Below are 15,927 nucleotides of genomic sequence, written 5' to 3'. Positions count from 1 at the left end.
TATTAGATGCAAGATTTGGAATGCTTGACCTCACTTTTACCTACTATTCTAGAAATGTACTTTATTCCTAGATTCATAGATTCGTACCCACTGGATTAGTGGTGCATATAATGCACTTGTGAGGTGATCCATTAATAAATGAGCCGACAATTTTGGCCAGAGCAATATAGTTCAAGAATCCATACGGCGCTAAGAAAAAGAATTCAACACTCCCAAGTCAGTCGCGGTACATCCGCTAAAATTCCTATCATTATCAAATTCAAACAAAAAATGACCCCAGCACAGCTGAAGTCATTACAAAAACATCTAGAATCACACGACTTTCCTATCAAACATCATCTCCCCATACTAAATTCTGTATCATCACGAGTTTCGATGAACTGTCTGAAACAGATGTGCAGTTGGCATGGAATCGATAAAATCTATGTTGACGGAATTAAAAAAACATCACTTTATATAGCGACACCATCCATCAGTTCTTCATCCGTCCAAAAGAAACAGGGACTTACGGGAAAAGGAATCAACATTGCCATTCTTGACACAGGAGTGTATAGGCACCCTGATCTGATTCAGCCCTGTAACCGTATCGTAGCTTTTAAAGATTTTATCAATCACAGAAAACTTCCCTACGACGATAACGGCCATGGGACTCATATTGCAGGGGACGCGGCAGGCAACGGATGGATGAGTAAAGGAAAATACAAAAGCCCTGCTCCAAAGGCAGGGATCGTTGGTGTTAAAGTACTTGATAAAAATGGTGACGGATATGACTCCACGATCATTAAAGGAATTGAGTGGTGTATTGCGAATCGAAAGCGACTAAAACTACGTATCCTTTCGATGTCATTAGGGGGTACGGTAAATTCACCTTGTTCTGACGACCCGTTGTGCCAAGCCGTAGAAAAAGCAATAAAGGCTGGACTCACTGTTGTGATAGCAGCTGGAAATAGCGGCCCTGGACGCAGGACGATAGAATCTCCTGGTATTAGTCCTTCTGCAATTACCGTAGGTGCAGTGGATGACCGTCGCACGCTCACACAAAAGGACGACCGGATTACCTCGTATTCAAGCCGCGGACCTGCACCGGGAGGGCGAAAGAAACCAGACCTCGTAGCTCCTGGCGAAACCATTATCTCTCTTCGTGCGCCTCATTCCAAGCTAGATCGCGAGCTTCCTTACTTGCGGATCGCTAAAAATTACTTTGTGCTGTCCGGTACCAGTGTCTCAACACCTATAGTCTCTGGTGTTATTGCTCAATTGCTACAGAGAAATCCCTCACTAACTCCTAAGCAAGTGAAATCCATACTAAAAAAGAACACATTCTCTCTGAAACTCCCCCCTAACACAGCGGGCTCTGGTGAGATCAATGCAAGATTTTTATTGTGATTTTGCTTCCTTCTTTAAAGCTGTGATAACAGAAACTGATAACACTTCAGTAAATTTACCCGTAGGCTCAATTTCTAATAAAGAAGATTTCAAATCCGCTTCAAATCGTTCCAAGTGATCTCCAAATAAGCGCTTTGAAGCATAGGAAGTGGAATACAAATTGCCAAGAATCGAATCCACCGTCCATGTCACTGAATAACTCGGTAAAATCAATCTTTCCACATCCTTAAAGCTAGATCGCGCAACAATATCCTCATGTCTTTCTTTAGGATGAGTATAGATGCTGTCTCCTGCGATTCTTTCGTTACCTAACCAGCGTTTCACTACTTCATTTACCTTAAGCTGCCAAGATAATGGCTCTTGCCCTACATTAAAAGTATCAATAATTGCTAGACCGCCATTATTGTCCGAACTGTGGTATAGGATTTCAAGAATAGACGATCTATCCATCCAGTGAAACGCTTTGGCTAGGATGGTAAGACGGAAGGAACCCCAGACGTTCTGCAACTCTTCTGCTCTACCAAGCATCCAACTAACGTTATCAACCCTATGGATTTTTGATAGACGATTAGCCTCTTCCAACATTCCACTTTCCGTATCTACACCTATCATTTCTTCAAACCAATCACTAAATCTTAGTCCCAGCTGACCCGTACCACACCCTAAATCAAGCAGACGGCCTTCTCCGTTAAGCGAAAACTTCTGAATTAAGAACCGAATAAGGGATGAAGGATACTGCGGTCGATATTTTGAATAGTACACTGCCGTACCTTTAAATAAATCCGGACCATATTCATTCATAGTTTCACCCTTCTCTTGTTTTCTAATAGGACAAAATCATAGCAGACATCCAAATAAAATAAAAGGCAGTTCGGTGTGAATCCGAACTGCCTTTTTATTTATACTGATACGCCAATTCACTGGATTTGGGCTCAAAGGATCAAAAAATCCACATAGTAATGATTGACAAATAGGTCTGTTGCATGTATGGTTAATTACATAACTAACTAACCAATGAACATGGCGGTGAATACATGGGAAGCTTAATGGATGATACTCGACCGATATTTATGCAGATCGCCGAACGCATAGAAAATGACATCATCGAAGAAACACTCTTGGAGGAATCACAGGTTCCTTCAACAAATCAATTTGCTGTTTTTTACCAGATCAATCCGGCGACGGCTGCGAAAGGTGTGAATTTGCTTGTCGACCAAGGAATTTTATACAAAAAGCGAGGTATCGGCATGTTTGTAGCTTCTGGAGCGCGCACAGTATTGATGGAAAAGAGAAAAGAGCAATTTTATGAGCAATATGTTGTAACTATGATCCGTGAAGCAGAGAAATTAGGAATTACGTTGGATCAATTAACGAAGATGATTCAGAGGGGAGATAATCGGTCATGAATGAAGTCGTTGAGATCAAGGGACTGACCAAGTCGTATGGAAAGGTAACCGTCATCCAAGACATTAGTTTTTCTTTAGAAAAGAATAAAATCTATGGCCTGCTTGGTAGAAATGGTGCAGGAAAAACAACGATCATGCACATGATCACAGCACAGTTATTTACTACAAGCGGTGATTTGAAGGTGTTCGGGGAACATCCCTACGAGAATAACCGCGTACTCAATCAGATTTGCTTTATTAAGGAAAGCCAAAAGTATCCGGATACGTACCGTATTATCGATGTTCTAGAGGTATCCGAGTTATTCTTCCCTAACTTTGATCGGGACTACGCCCACTCCTTAATCAAGGACTTTAATCTCCCCTTAAAAAGAAGAATAAAGAAGCTGTCCAGAGGAATGCTCTCGGCGGTGGGCATTGTAGTAGGCCTGGCGAGCCGCGCTCCGCTGACTATTTTTGACGAACCTTATTTAGGTCTCGATGCTGTAGCAAGAAGCCTGTTTTACGATCGACTAATTGAGGATTATTCAGAATATCCGCGAACAGTTGTCTTGTCTACACACTTAATTGACGAGGTAAGCCAGCTATTAGAGCATGTCATTGTTATCGACAACGGTAAGCTGATTATCAATGAGGATGCTGAAGCTCTTCGCGGGCGGGCTGCTAAAGTTATCGGTGCGGCTGCGAAGGTCGAAGATTTAATCACCGGTAAAGAGATCATCTCTCGTGAATCCTTTGGCGGATTACTTTCTGCCACTGTTATTGGCTTAAACTCAACAGATCTATCACGTGCTGAGATGCTTGGTCTGGAGATCTCCCCGATATCTTTACAACAGTTAATTGTTCATCTTACAAACAGAAAATCCCAAGAGAAGGGAGTTGCAGTGCAATGAACCAAATGACAGGGATATTAAAAATGCACTATAAGGATAAATGGTTTTGGTTGTTTATGCCTTGGATTATATTATTGTCCAGCTTTTTGGTTAATCTTGTCATAGCTTTTTTCCTGCAAGAACCAATGTATACCGGCGGCCTAGTCTCAATCTTTATTTATATGTTTGTCATAGGTATCATCATTTTAGTACAGACTTTCCCCTTTGCCTTGGGCTTAAGCCTACGGAGGATAGATTATTTCTTCGGCACATCATTGATGGCCGTTATAACAAGTGCCGGCTTCTCACTACTTCTGTTCCTGCTATCTATTATAGAAACCAAATTAACATCTGGATGGGGTGTGCAGCTACATTATTTTCACCTACCATACTTGAATGATGGTACCGTCCTAGAGCAGCTGTGGATCTATTTCATGATCTTGTTGCATATGTTTTATTGGGGATTTGTTATATCCAGCATCTTCCGTAGATTTGGTAGAAGCGGCCTATTCATTTTCGCGGCAGTCATGTTTATTCTGTACAGTGTCGCTGGATTGTTAATGACATATTATCAGTGGTGGGTAGATGTATTTAATTGGTTGGCTAGCCATACCGCATTTGAACTTGCCTTGTGGAGTATGCCCTTGACGGTCTTGTATGCACTCTTATCGTTCTGGATGCTTCGGAAGTCTACAGTATAAGACTCTGCCTGGAATATTGTTAATATTTATAGGGGGTATTGTATGGATTATGTGAGGGATTACGTCATGTATGCTTCTATATTCGGTATGTTTAGTTTTAGTTGGTTTGGTTGGGCACAAGAAAACCCCAGATCCAGCTGGCGAAAATATATTGGCATAGCTTCTGGTGTATCCCTTCTCGTCTGCTTGATTGGTGTCTATTTAAGTGTGACGAACTGGGATGCTCCCTCCGTATTAAATGACAAGACCTCTTTTGATAATTATCTAATTTCTGTCTATATTGAATTATTGTTGGCTGGTGCTGGAGCTTCTATATTGATGAAATGTAAGTATAATGATTATGTTGCTCCTTGGATTGCCTTTATAGTAGGGATTCATTTTATTGGCTTAAAAAGTGTGTTTAACGATTTCAGTTTATACCTTTTAGCAGCACTTCTGGTTGCAATCTCTATCGTATCACTGTTCATATCTAAAAAACTTAAGGTCGCAAACAGTGCAATTACAGGCATTGGTGCTGGAACAGTTTTGCTCGCCTTCGCTCTATTAGGGTTAATTCGATATTTATCGATCTAGATACGAGTATGCTAAAGTTACCTTCGATTAATTATATTCACAAAAAAAACTCCCTTGATTTCTCAAGGGAGTTTCTTGTGATGCGGTCGAGAGGACTCGAACCTCCACGATATTGCTACCACACGGACCTGAACCGTGCGCGTCTGCCAATTCCGCCACGACCGCACATCATAATGACTACATATCAAACTTGCGGTCACAAGATAGATCATACCATGCTGAGATTAAAGCGTCAATATATTTTCCAGCTTTTCTTATCGATCATTATTTTATGGATAATTATTGCTTTTAATTCCGAATATAAGGTATAATGAGAACAAAAGTTCGCATAATATAAATGAGGTGATTTATAATGGCGACTACGAAGTTGAAGACATCCATTGTTGATGAAGATGTTACTAAAGAAGAACTGTCCCTTGTCAGAAGCTATTTGCTGCTAACGTTTATTCATAAAGTTTTCGAGCGTGACTGCCGTGTAATCAGCAAAAGTGGTCTATTTAAGACCCCTCAGCTTTATATGGAGCTCTTGTCTGGTGCCACTAAGAAAACCTCACTAATGCTTCAAGAGGTTACGCGTGAATTGAGCTCACATGATCTGAAGATCACAACCGTTCGCCAAGATCAACGAGGAGTCGAGGCCTTGTACTCCTGTAGAGGATATCAAGGTGAGATGAATATATTATGGCCAGGATTCCGTAGAGAGATGATGCTGCGAATGCGTGCGTATCTCGGACTGTCCACAGAGCTCTCCATACTCTCCAGAGAAGAAAGTGACTCCCAGCTAGCTTTAAGTATTTAATCCGTCAGAGGCTTATATGTAAGCAGAACAGCTCCCCACCCGATTTGGGTAAGGAGCTGTTTTTGCTGCGGAAACTATATATTATCAGGTTCTTTCCTTGGTTCGCTGAAGGGTTGGAATAAATAATTCCGATCTAGCTTTACTACTCGTCTATTCTGACGACGTATCATCACCTGCGAATCATCCCAAGCCAGAACAATCCCTTTTACATCATTACTTTCTATGCCGTCCCGCACCACACGAATTTTCTCGCCGGAAATTCGGTATGCATCCAATTGTTCATCGCTAATCATCATGAATTCCTCCCTCTGTATAGCTTATCCTATTTTCATCCAGAAAAAAGACCCAAATGAAAAACCATCTGGGTCTCGTATAAGTAATTGACCAATTGCATGTCTACTAAAGCATTCTTATATCAGCGCTTCATTCTTCTCGAACCAGAAATCAAGAACTTTAGCGGACATCACACGTTGCTCCAGATACTCCACTTGGTTTGTTGTGAATTTCTCCCTCCAAGGGAAGGAAAGTTCCTCACATAAACCTTTGATTGTCAAAAGTTCTGACCAAGCTACATAGCGTTTGTACCAAAAAAACTGAGGATGTTCAATCATATAGGGATACAGATCGTCGAATTCCGTGTGTTTGCAATCCAGCGCACGCTCGAAGTGATCCTTGGCCTCGGTTAATTTATCAATAAAAAATTGCTCAGTCACCGGTTCTTTCCCCATTGTGACGCCTCCTCCCTATGTCTGATTTTATTATAAAGGAAAATCTATAGGGTGAAAAGCAGTTGTTTGAAAAATAGGCCTGTTCTTATCTCAAAAACGGGTTATTCCCCAAATTCAATGGTGCCTCCACTAAGAGAAGTAATTCTTACGAGTGACTCCAGTCGGATGCCTTGTTCTTTGATCGTCCGGGCTCCTGCCTGAAAGCTTTTTTCCACTACAACGCCAAGACCTACCAGCTCAGCGCCAGAGCGCTCGATGATCTTAATCAATCCACGTGCTGCATCACCATTAGCAATAATATCATCGATAAAGAGGATTTTATCTTCTGGAGAGATGAATTGGCGAGACAACATAATGTCGGTTACAATACCTTTCGTAAAAGAAGGAACTCTTTCACAAAGTGCGTCCGGATCTGCTAACAGTGTTTTTTTGCGACGTGCAAAAACTAACGGCACCTTTAACTCATATGCGGTGGCAAATGCCACGGCAATGCCCGAGGATTCCACGGTCACAATACGTGTAATTCCGCAGTCCGCAAACCTCCCGGCAAACTCCCGTCCCATTTCCATCGTAAGCTGCGGATCTACCTGATGATTCAACAGTGCATCAAGCTTCAGCACTTCATCCGAAACGACGACACCTTCCTCCAAAATCCGCTGTTTCAACACTTCCATGACTTTGAACCTCCAATACCCTTTATAATCGCAGACGTTCCGTACAAATGAATCACGGAAGTCATGTCCTACTGATCCTCATCATAACCTGTACTATACAGAGTGCACAAGGCAATCCTGCATAGCACGCATTATGATTTTTCTTTTGTTCTTAAAACTATTAGGAGGGGAGCCATGAAATCACATGTCCGAACATTACAGATCGCATTCACTTACATTGGCACCATTGTAGGAGCCGGATTCGCCACCGGACAAGAAATATTAAAATTCTTCACTCGTTACGGACACTGGGCAGTCCTGACCATCCTGCTCTCTACTATACTGTTTATATGGCTGGGTACGAAAATGATGGTCATCGCTCGGCGCATAGAAGCAGAGTCTTATGAAGACTTTAACCGACACCTCTTCGGCGACCAAGTCGGAAGCACCATCAGTTTGTTCACGATGGTCATCTTAATCGGTGTCAATAGTATTATGCTTGCAGGCGCGGGCGCTATTTTTCAAGAGCATCTTGGATTTCATTATCAAACAGGGCTAATACTCACGCTGGTTGGTTCTTATTTTCTGCTTAAACGGGGAATTTCCGGTATTCTGCAAATGAACAGTCTGATCGTCCCATTAATGCTTACGCTGTCACTCATCATTATTTTTAATACCTTTCAAATTCCAGGAGCTCAGCGGTTCTTATTCCTAGAAACGGATCGGACTATCTTTGGCGCTTGGATGTCGCCGCTGCTCTACACCGCCTTCAATCTAGGTATGGCTCAAGCCGTATTAGTTCCCATGGCTCGACATACTGATGAAGAAAAATCTCTTGTCTGGGGCGGTATTATTGGTGGTACCGGAATCGGCTTTATGTTGATCGCCGCACATTTCGCGATGAGCTCCCAGATGCCTGATATTCTCCAATTTGAAATCCCTATGGGCAACATCGCCATCCGGTTGGGTACTGTAGTACAAACTATATATTTGTTGCTAATCTTTTTGGAGATCTTTAGCACTTTTGTCGCCGACATTTATGGTGTCACCATGCAGCTTAAACAACGAATTCCAGTTAAACCCGCATTGATTACGCCGATTCTGATGTTGGTCTGTTATTTACTGAGCCAATTTGGCTTTAGCTCTCTACTCTCCGTGTTCTACCCGATCTTCGGAGCTTTGTCGATGGTCTGGGCTGTCATGCTACTACGTACGCCATGGTCTACTCCACCACGTAGCGATTCTTCATCGGGTTCGAGTGGAAAAGGGAACAGCCTTGTATCCATAAAAACAGTTACACGGAAATAACTGCTGCTGTTGGAATGATTCGTGCTGCCGCTTCCGCCACATGCTTGTGACAGGTCATCATCACAATCTGGCGGGAGACCGACAGTTCACCAAGCAGTGAAAGCGCAGCATGAAGACGAGCCTCGTCAAAATTGACGAATAGATCATCGAACAGCAGTGGCAGCGATACTTGCCGAGACATCGTCTCTGCAAGTGCCAAGCGGATGGAAAGGTACAACTGTTCTGCCGTCCCACGGCTGAGCAGACCGCTGTCCAGCAGTCCAGCATCTTTGTGTTCCGCTTTTAGTTCTTTATGACCTAGAGTCATAACTACTCTTTTGTATTCCCCTTCGGTCAGCTTGGAGAAATAGTCAGATGCAAGCAAAAGTACCTGCGGTTGCTTCTCCTGTTCATAAATACGGCGGGTTCTTCCGATTAATTCAGCAGTTAATGCTGCTACCGCATACTTATCAGCCACGATTCGCAGAGCAGCTCTCTGCTCTTCCAATTGCTGAATAACAGAGTCCTCCATACAACGCTCTTTCAAATACTCCCTTTCCTGAAGCAGCTTTCCTCGTTGCTCCAGCAGGGTGTTCCACAGTTCTTCTTCCCGTTCAGCTAGCTCTTCAGCTGCCGTACGTTCCTTCTGGAGTGCTGAAGCATCATGATGATCTAATAATAACTGCAAGGCGTTAACTCGCTCATCCTCCCAGCCTCCAAACATGGCTAGCTCCCACTGGCGAATGGATTTATTCAGCTCACTACGCCGCTGTACAGCAGCCGATCTCCTTAAGAAATCCTCCCCGCCTGTTGCTCCGCCTTCGTCCAACAGGTGGTCACGCTGTTCTCTTAACTCACCTAATACCCTATGGCTCTCCTTAAGCGCTTCCAGAAGCTCTTGTAACCGTGACTGAATGCCTTCCCGGCGAACCAGGTCCTTTTTCAGTTCATCCCAAGCTCTTTTTCGAAGTTCCAGCCAGCTTAGTAAAGTTAGTGCAGATCGTCGCTGTCCATCGTGCGGATCCATATCAAAGCTAGTTGCCGCTACACCAGACTCGTCTAAAGGATCAGTACCTGATTCATGAATGAGAGCAAGCAGCTCCTCCTCGAACACGTTACACTCATCTTCCAGCTCTTTCAGACGTAAAGAGAGCTTATTCTCTTGGCGCAGCAGTTCGTTCCCCTGCTCCACCATAGCGAAGATATCCGGCAACCCTTCCGGAGACAACCCTTCGGGCAATCTGCGCTCACGCAGCCATTCTTCATAGTGCTCAGCAGTTTGCGTAAAAGCCGTCTCTGCCAGGCTCATTTCTTCCGCGAGCAGCTTCTCTTGGCCTGCCAGCGTCTCCAGCTCCGTGCGGCAGGCATCCCGCTCGGCGGCATAGCGTTCAATGCGCTGCCGCCAAGCGGACCAAGCCTCCATGAGCCTGCGAAGCTCCCTCATGGAGGCTTCCAGCCCGCCTGCGTCAGGGCTGGACCCCGGGGCGGCCGATCGCCGCCCCGGCATGGCGCTCTCCGGCTCCGCCCCGGAGAGCAGCTGCCCCCGCAGCCGCAGCATCTCGGCTGCGGCTGTGCCCACGTCCCCGCCACTCCCTGGCGGGGACGCTTCCGGCCGGCGCGCTCCGCTGAGGCCGGCCCAAAGGGCCAGATCGGCCGCGCCAAGCAGGCCGATCGCGAGCACTGCACTGACCGGCGGAGCACCGGTCAGCCACAGCGCTGTGGGCAGCAGCACGGTTAGTGCTGCCCCTGCCCACAGCAGGCGCCGGTAGAGCGCGGCCATCCGCTGCGCGCTAGGGCCGTCACTTCCGGCGCCAGGGCCGCGCTGCGGCCCTTCGCTGAGCTGCGCTTCGCGCCAGCGCTCGGCCGCCTGCTGCAGCTCGTCCCACAGCTGCAGCACTTCTCGGGCGCTGCGCGAAGCCAGCTGCGCAAAAGATTCGGCGCCGGTTGCGTGTTCACACGCCAGCGCCCGTTCTGCTGCCTGCAGCGAAGCTGAGGCAGCGGCCAAGCGGGAACGCAGCGTCTGCCGCGCTGCGCCCTCCGCTTCCATGCGGCGATCATAACTTGCGAACGCCGCCGCAAACCTCCGTGCAGCTTCACGATCCGCCGCTGCACCCGAAAATGCAGTCAGCTCTGCCGCGCTCCAGCTGACATCAATGCCTCGCAGAATTCGCTGCAAATGCTCATTCAGCGCGGTCAATTCACCTTCTAGCCGCTGTCTTTCCGCTCGCAGGTTTTCATAGCTGCTCCGATGGCGATCCAGCCGCTCCAGGGCAGGCCCTTGCGCTGTTAACAATGCATCCGGCGGATTCTGCTCCAGCTCAGCCGTAAGCTCACTTTGCAGACGTTCATAACGAGTCACTGCTCCCTGAGCATTCCGAATTTCACCTTCAAGTGCCTGATAGCGAATCGCTCCATCTTCAGGAAAGGTTGTAATCGCTGGCAGGTCCTGCAGCTCGAGCTGCGCATCGCTCCATTTTAACCACAATTCACGAACATCCTGAGCTTTGCGAAGCATCACGAGCTTGTCTCCAGTAAGCTTACGTTGTTGTTCCAGTTGATCTAGCTCAGATTCCGTAACCTTTAATGCTGCTATATTACCGTTATAACGTGGAAGATAAGAGCGGCTCTCCGCCATCTGACGCTCTAGTTTCTCAATAGCCTGAACGATTTTAGCAGCTTCCTGTAGCTTGCCCCGAGGTTTATACAGCTTCTCAGCTTCCTGTACCAATCGGCGTTCCGCACGCATGATCGTTCCACCACCGCCCATACCCGCGTGAAAGAGAAAGCTGCCCATCTCTTCTGATTGAAGCGCAGCAAGCTCCTGCAGTTCATCGAGAGAGACCGCGAACAATTGATGGAACATGCTCCGAGAGATACCACCAAGCAAAAGACGCTCCATTTCAGCTTGTCCTAGCTCTTGCGTTGTTCCATTCGGATGGTTAACCGTGATGTTCAGTTTCTCATTTCTTCCTGAGCCTTCACCACCAGTTGTATGGCGACGAATGGTCCACAGGGCACCATTACTATCACGTGCTTTCAGTATTCCCCCATGTAATCCGCCTTGCATAGGTTCATACCTCTCCGTAGGGTTACCACGACTTGGAATTCCAAACAGCATGGAGCGAATAAACTGTAACGTCGTGCTTTTTCCTGCTTCATTACGTCCATAGAGTATAGTAACTCCTTCCGATAGTTCAATCTCTCGGTTATGCAAACGTCCGAAGCCATGGATCTGCAAATGTTCAATTCTCATCTTCTGGAGCACCCTCCATTCCACCGAGCATGGTGATTCCCTGTTCTGCTGCACTACGAAGCCAACTTAGCTTCTCCTCTAGACTTGTAACCGAGAGCAGCTGTCGCAGCTCCTGATTCTCCATGAGCGGCTTAAGCGCACTGTTTATTAATTCTTCAAGCGCTTCTGCTGAATGTTCCGTACGCTCTGTAATTCGCAGCATTTCTCCAAGAAAGCTATCCTCCTCTAATAACCGTTCACGGTCAATAGCTAACCCGGATTCTACAGCGAATCCTTCCACCCAGACAAGTCCCTTATAATCTTTACGCTCAGCACGTACCGCCTCACGGCGCTGGAGTTCAGACAGCAGATCCTCTACCGCTCCTTTTTCAGCTAATACTTTATGTACGTCCCCGCGTCCGATCAGACGAAATCTGACCACTGACATCAGCTCCGGGAGTTCCTCCCTGATATCGTCAATCACCTGCTCTACCCTTTGTATCCATTCTGCTTCATTACTCAATCCCTCAATGGACAGATCCCGTACCTGCCAGCGAACATAATCAAGCTCATGAAAATGGGGCGTAGCACTTCCAGCCTCATCAACATCCACAACATAACAACCTTTTGGTCCGGTTTCCTTAATGCTACGTCCTTGTATATTGCCCGGGTATATAATTGCCGGTTTTTCATGCAATACACTACGTTTATGGATATGTCCAAGTGCCCAATAATCAAAACCCCGTTCGATAAGGTCCCTACGACTGCAAGAAGAATACGTCTCGTGCAGTAAATCACCGTCTACATTCCCATGCAGCATAGCAATATGAAACAGACGGCTGCCAGCCTTTCGAGAAAAGGTTACTGCAGTGTTGTCCGTAACTTTCGCAGTCGGATAGGAGATTCCACTAACAATAGCCACTTCTTGACCATCTTTGCGACGGTAAGCCGAAGCGAGATCTGGCTTCTCTCCTCCAAACACGGTTACATGGCTGGGCATTTCTGTAGTCAGACGCAATCCGTCAAGTGGATCATGGTTGCCATGGATCAGAAACACGTGTATTCCTTGCTGACCCAGTTCCTTGAGTGCTTCCTGAAATCGCAGTTGACCCTGTAAGGAAGCGTCAGAAACATCGTATACATCTCCACTGATGACGATAAAATCAACATTCTCTTGGATGGCAACGCGGACAAGCCGCCCAAGGGCGGCGAAGGTTGACTCACGTAAATAAGAACGAATGGCTGGCGAAATATGCGCCAGCCCAGCAAAACGGCTATCCAGATGTAAGTCAGCAGCATGTAGAAATCGAAATGGAATCATAGCTGCTCACCCCTTCGTTCCTGAGGGATACTGTAAGTATGTCTTTTTAAGTTCATTAGCGACACGAGTCAGCGAGTACAAGCTTTTCGCTTTATCCCAAGCTGAACGAGAAAGCTCATAACGATAAGCCGGATCAGATATCACCTTCTCTAAAGCGTCAGCAAGAGCAATCTCATCATCAGGACTGACGAGCAGGCCATTCACACCATCTTCAATCTGCTCCGGTATCCCGCCTACATTCGTCCCAACTAAAGCCAAGCAGCTAAGCGCTGCTTCTGCAAACACCGATCCGAAGGCCTCCGCTCGAGAAGGCAGCACGAAAATATCAAAGAAAGGCATGAATTCTTCCGGATGGAGCGTATATCCATAAAAAATTGTTTCATTATAAATCCCTAATTGCTTAGCCATGTTTTCCAAATCCGCACGGGAAGGTCCATCTCCAATAATATGCAGTACATATTCATGGCCGCGATTTTTAAGCTCAGCACAGGCCTTGAGTAAAGTATCAATTCCTTTGGCTGGAACTAGACGTGTCACAGTCACTAGCTGTGGTACAGCGTTGTCATGCGGGACTGGCTTAAACCTTTTCTCATCAAAACCATTCGGTATTACTCCTATATTAGAAGGATCTAGAATATAAGGCGCCACATACTCTGCAAAAGCTTGCGACACAGTCATTAACCGATCACTAACATGCTCAAGTTCGCGGTATAGCGAAACTAGAAACTGATGTTCCAGCCCACCTTCAGAAATAGCTCCATTCAGAATCAACTCTCGCTCATAACTGGAATGTAAGGTTTGAATTAACGGAGTATTTGGAAATACTTTTTTCATTGCTAAACCAGCAATTGGATGATGGGAATGGATAAGATCATATGTCTTGCTCATTCGTAGTTTAGTCCACCATAGATAATCACGGTAGGTCTGAATATATTTCTGAACGATCTGACTTTCCCCAAACTGGGTCCAATCAAAGGTCTCGAATATGACTTCTTCATGTCCCTTGTTGCGAATCCGCTTAGGTAACCAAAACAAATCCATCTCCCAGCGGCTTGAACGGAACCTTTCCTGAAGATAAGGGATCATGGACGATACACCACCGGGTTGCTCCGGTGGAAAGAAGAGCGCTTGCAGCAAATTCATATGGTACATCCCCTTTACAATTGCCGTACGTACAGTAAGACTTGGCAATTATGATATAGTTGTGTATATGTAGAATTCCAGGTACGATTACGTTCCCCATACCTTGATTTTATCGGTATAAACATGAAACAGCAACTAAGAAAAAGGAGAATGATCTATGAAGGAAGAACAGCTGCCTGCCTCTTACACCGCATATATACAAGAAATGCTGGGGCAAGAGGCAAATGCTTTTCTAGAAAGTTATTCAGCTCCACGAACGCAGGGACTTCGCTTTAATCCATTGAAAAGTATCTCAGATTCATGTCAAGTCGCAGTAGAACGCACAGTCTCACAGTTTGATCTGAAACCTATCCCATGGTGCCCTGATGGTTATTATTATGAAGAGCCCGCTCGACCAGGCAGGCACCCTTACCATGCTGCTGGACTATATTATATTCAGGAGCCTTCCGCAATGTCCGCAGCTGAACTGCTGGCACCTAAACCCGGTGAAACCGTCCTCGACCTTGCAGCAGCTCCAGGGGGTAAAACTACGCATATCGCTGGTTTAATGCAAGGACAAGGCCTCTTAATTTCTAATGAAATCCATCCAGAGCGCGCAAAAATTCTTGCAGAGAACGTAGAACGTTTAGGCATTAAGAATACCCTCGTAACCTGTGCAACGCCAGAGCAGCTGTCTTCGCGCTTTCCACTTGCTTTTGACCGAATTATGCTGGATGCTCCTTGCTCAGGAGAAGGCATGTTTCGAAAAGATCCAAATGCCGTTCAAGAGTGGTCTCCTGACCATGTGGTTATGTGTGCGGCGAGACAATGGGACATCCTGCAAGACGCCTACCTTATGCTTAAGCCTGGGGGGACTCTAGCCTACTCTACTTGCACCTTTAACCGTCAAGAGAATGAGGAGATCATTGCCCGATTGACGGATCGTTACCCCGATATGGAGTTACTTACCCACAAGCGCCTTTGGCCACATTTAGAAAAAGGCGAAGGCCACTTTGTTGCACTCCTACGTAAGCACAGTGTTACCGAAAACAACGTTAACGATGACGTCAAACGCAGCACCAAAAAGCGTCGAAGCAAAAGCAACCCAAAAATAAATTCTTCCGTTCGCGATGCATACCAGTTATTCCAAGACTGGGCTTCGTTAGAGCTTCCTGGTTTCTCATATCAAGGCGTCCCTCTGCTGTTCGGAGAATCCCTATATTTACTGCCTGAATCCTTTAATGGCAACCTCCATATTGGGCTGCTGGATGGTTTGCGTATTCCTCGTGCCGGGCTACATATTGCCCATTTGAAGAAAAATCGGATTGAACCCGCTCACGCCCTAGCGATGGCGATTCAGCACACACAAGTAACACGTAGTTTTGATCTCAGTAGTGGGGGGCTGGAAATACATGCTTGGCTCCGGGGAGAAAGCTTACCAGTGCCGGTGGAATTACATGGATGGACACTTGTAACTTTAGATGGATTGCCGATAAGTTGGGGCAAAGCAAGTGCAGGCCAACTTAAGAATCATCTTCCTAAAGGACTTCGCATCTTAAAAGCCCATATTGACGAGCAATAGGCCATAGACCAGTACATCCAGTCCACTTTGGCATATGATGTCATTATCTCAGAAAGCTGCGACACCCGCCGCAGCACTTGAGAACAAAGACATATGGTAAGGAGGAATTAACATGGGTGAATTTCATGGAGGAGCCTTCACTTCGACTGGAGCGATCTTGGTACTTTTTATCTTGCTCGTAATCATTTCCCGTTCGTTGTTCGTTTAATACCAATCCGGCTAATTAGACGGTGAAATTAAAGCGGCTGTGTCGTCCTTTGTAGGGCGG

General features: G+C 46.0%; 16 protein-coding genes and 1 tRNA gene. 9 read left to right on the top strand and 8 right to left on the bottom strand.

Annotated elements, in window-relative coordinates:
- Window positions 1–375 precede the first annotated feature (375 nt).
- Window positions 376–1,386 (top strand): S8 family peptidase, encoded by a 1,011-nt coding sequence (locus MKX60_RS30915; protein ID WP_179086651.1) that lies wholly within the window; start codon window positions 376–378, stop codon window positions 1,384–1,386.
- Here the strand turns inward: MKX60_RS30915 and MKX60_RS30910 are convergent.
- Entirely contained in the window at window positions 1,378–2,187 is an 810-nt protein-coding gene (locus MKX60_RS30910; protein ID WP_341062018.1) for a class I SAM-dependent methyltransferase, read from the bottom strand. The two genes, MKX60_RS30915 and MKX60_RS30910, sit on opposite strands and share 9 nt — an antisense overlap.
- A gap of 233 nt (window positions 2,188–2,420) precedes the next feature.
- Here MKX60_RS30910 and MKX60_RS30905 point away from each other — a divergent pair, with 233 nt between their 5' ends.
- From MKX60_RS30905 to MKX60_RS30890, 4 genes are read left to right on the top strand one after another with little or no spacing between them, the layout of a single operon-like run.
- Complete coding sequence (locus MKX60_RS30905) at window positions 2,421–2,792, top strand: GntR family transcriptional regulator (protein WP_042186911.1); 372 nt, start codon at window positions 2,421–2,423, stop codon at window positions 2,790–2,792.
- On the top strand, window positions 2,789–3,682 hold the full coding sequence (locus tag MKX60_RS30900; RefSeq protein WP_341062017.1) for an ABC transporter ATP-binding protein: 894 nt from the start codon (window positions 2,789–2,791) through the stop codon (window positions 3,680–3,682). The genes MKX60_RS30905 and MKX60_RS30900 overlap by 4 nt, the downstream gene beginning before the upstream one ends.
- On the top strand, window positions 3,679–4,362 hold the full coding sequence (locus MKX60_RS30895; RefSeq protein WP_042186907.1) for a hypothetical protein: 684 nt from the start codon (window positions 3,679–3,681) through the stop codon (window positions 4,360–4,362). The genes MKX60_RS30900 and MKX60_RS30895 overlap by 4 nt, the downstream gene beginning before the upstream one ends.
- 42 nt (window positions 4,363–4,404) lie before the next feature.
- Window positions 4,405–4,935 carry a hypothetical protein gene (locus MKX60_RS30890; RefSeq protein ID WP_341062016.1) on the top strand — a complete coding sequence of 177 codons (531 nt, stop codon included), beginning with the start codon at window positions 4,405–4,407 and terminating at the stop codon, window positions 4,933–4,935.
- A gap of 81 nt (window positions 4,936–5,016) precedes the next feature.
- Here MKX60_RS30890 and MKX60_RS30885 read toward each other — a convergent pair.
- Window positions 5,017–5,100: transfer RNA gene (locus tag MKX60_RS30885), tRNA-Leu, on the bottom strand.
- Window positions 5,101–5,287: 187 nt separating this feature from the next.
- On the opposite strand from MKX60_RS30885, the gene MKX60_RS30880 reads away from it, so the two are divergent.
- A complete protein-coding gene (locus tag MKX60_RS30880) occupies window positions 5,288–5,734 on the top strand; it encodes a hypothetical protein (protein WP_042186902.1) in 447 nt (148 codons plus the stop codon).
- Between the two features lie 74 nt (window positions 5,735–5,808).
- Here MKX60_RS30880 and MKX60_RS30875 read toward each other — a convergent pair whose 3' ends face one another.
- From MKX60_RS30875 to MKX60_RS30865, 3 genes are all read right to left on the bottom strand, one after another.
- Window positions 5,809–6,027, bottom strand: coding sequence for a hypothetical protein (locus tag MKX60_RS30875; protein WP_042186900.1), 219 nt, complete (start codon window positions 6,025–6,027; stop codon window positions 5,809–5,811).
- 117 nt (window positions 6,028–6,144) lie between these two features.
- A complete protein-coding gene (locus tag MKX60_RS30870) occupies window positions 6,145–6,462 on the bottom strand; it encodes a hypothetical protein (RefSeq protein WP_036689410.1) in 318 nt (105 codons plus the stop codon).
- 101 nt (window positions 6,463–6,563) lie between these two features.
- Complete coding sequence (locus tag MKX60_RS30865; protein WP_076283133.1) at window positions 6,564–7,136, bottom strand: xanthine phosphoribosyltransferase; 573 nt, start codon at window positions 7,134–7,136, stop codon at window positions 6,564–6,566.
- 174 nt (window positions 7,137–7,310) lie between these two features.
- On the opposite strand from MKX60_RS30865, the gene MKX60_RS30860 reads away from it, so the two are divergent.
- Window positions 7,311–8,423, top strand: a complete 1,113-nt coding sequence (locus MKX60_RS30860) for a YkvI family membrane protein (protein WP_341062015.1) — start codon at window positions 7,311–7,313, stop codon at window positions 8,421–8,423.
- Here MKX60_RS30860 and MKX60_RS30855 read toward each other — a convergent pair.
- The 3 genes from MKX60_RS30855 to MKX60_RS30845 are packed head-to-tail and all read right to left on the bottom strand — an operon-like array spanning window position 8,410 to window position 14,098.
- Window positions 8,410–11,655, bottom strand: a complete 3,246-nt coding sequence (locus MKX60_RS30855) for an AAA family ATPase (RefSeq protein ID WP_341062014.1) — start codon at window positions 11,653–11,655, stop codon at window positions 8,410–8,412. The genes MKX60_RS30860 and MKX60_RS30855 overlap by 14 nt on opposite strands.
- On the bottom strand, window positions 11,645–12,955 hold the full coding sequence (locus tag MKX60_RS30850; RefSeq protein ID WP_341062012.1) for a metallophosphoesterase family protein: 1,311 nt from the start codon (window positions 12,953–12,955) through the stop codon (window positions 11,645–11,647). Before MKX60_RS30850 ends, MKX60_RS30855 begins: the two co-directional genes overlap by 11 nt.
- Before the next feature lie 6 nt (window positions 12,956–12,961).
- Window positions 12,962–14,098, bottom strand: a complete 1,137-nt coding sequence (locus MKX60_RS30845) for a glycosyltransferase family 4 protein (RefSeq protein WP_042186889.1) — start codon at window positions 14,096–14,098, stop codon at window positions 12,962–12,964.
- 157 nt (window positions 14,099–14,255) lie between these two features.
- Between MKX60_RS30845 and MKX60_RS30840 the strand changes: the two genes are divergently transcribed.
- Window positions 14,256–15,659 carry an RsmB/NOP family class I SAM-dependent RNA methyltransferase gene (locus MKX60_RS30840; protein WP_341062011.1) on the top strand — a complete coding sequence of 468 codons (1,404 nt, stop codon included), beginning with the start codon at window positions 14,256–14,258 and terminating at the stop codon, window positions 15,657–15,659.
- A gap of 112 nt (window positions 15,660–15,771) precedes the next feature.
- On the top strand, window positions 15,772–15,867 hold the full coding sequence (locus MKX60_RS30835; protein WP_197069771.1) for a sporulation protein YjcZ: 96 nt from the start codon (window positions 15,772–15,774) through the stop codon (window positions 15,865–15,867).
- Window positions 15,868–15,927: the final 60 nt, after the last annotated feature.

The organism is Paenibacillus sp. FSL R5-0914 (assembly GCF_038004525.1).
Lineage (GTDB): Bacteria > Bacillota > Bacilli > Paenibacillales > Paenibacillaceae > Paenibacillus_AQ.
The sequence above is the reverse complement of the archived record's forward strand: the minus strand, read 5'-3'. Positions and strand labels throughout refer to the sequence as shown.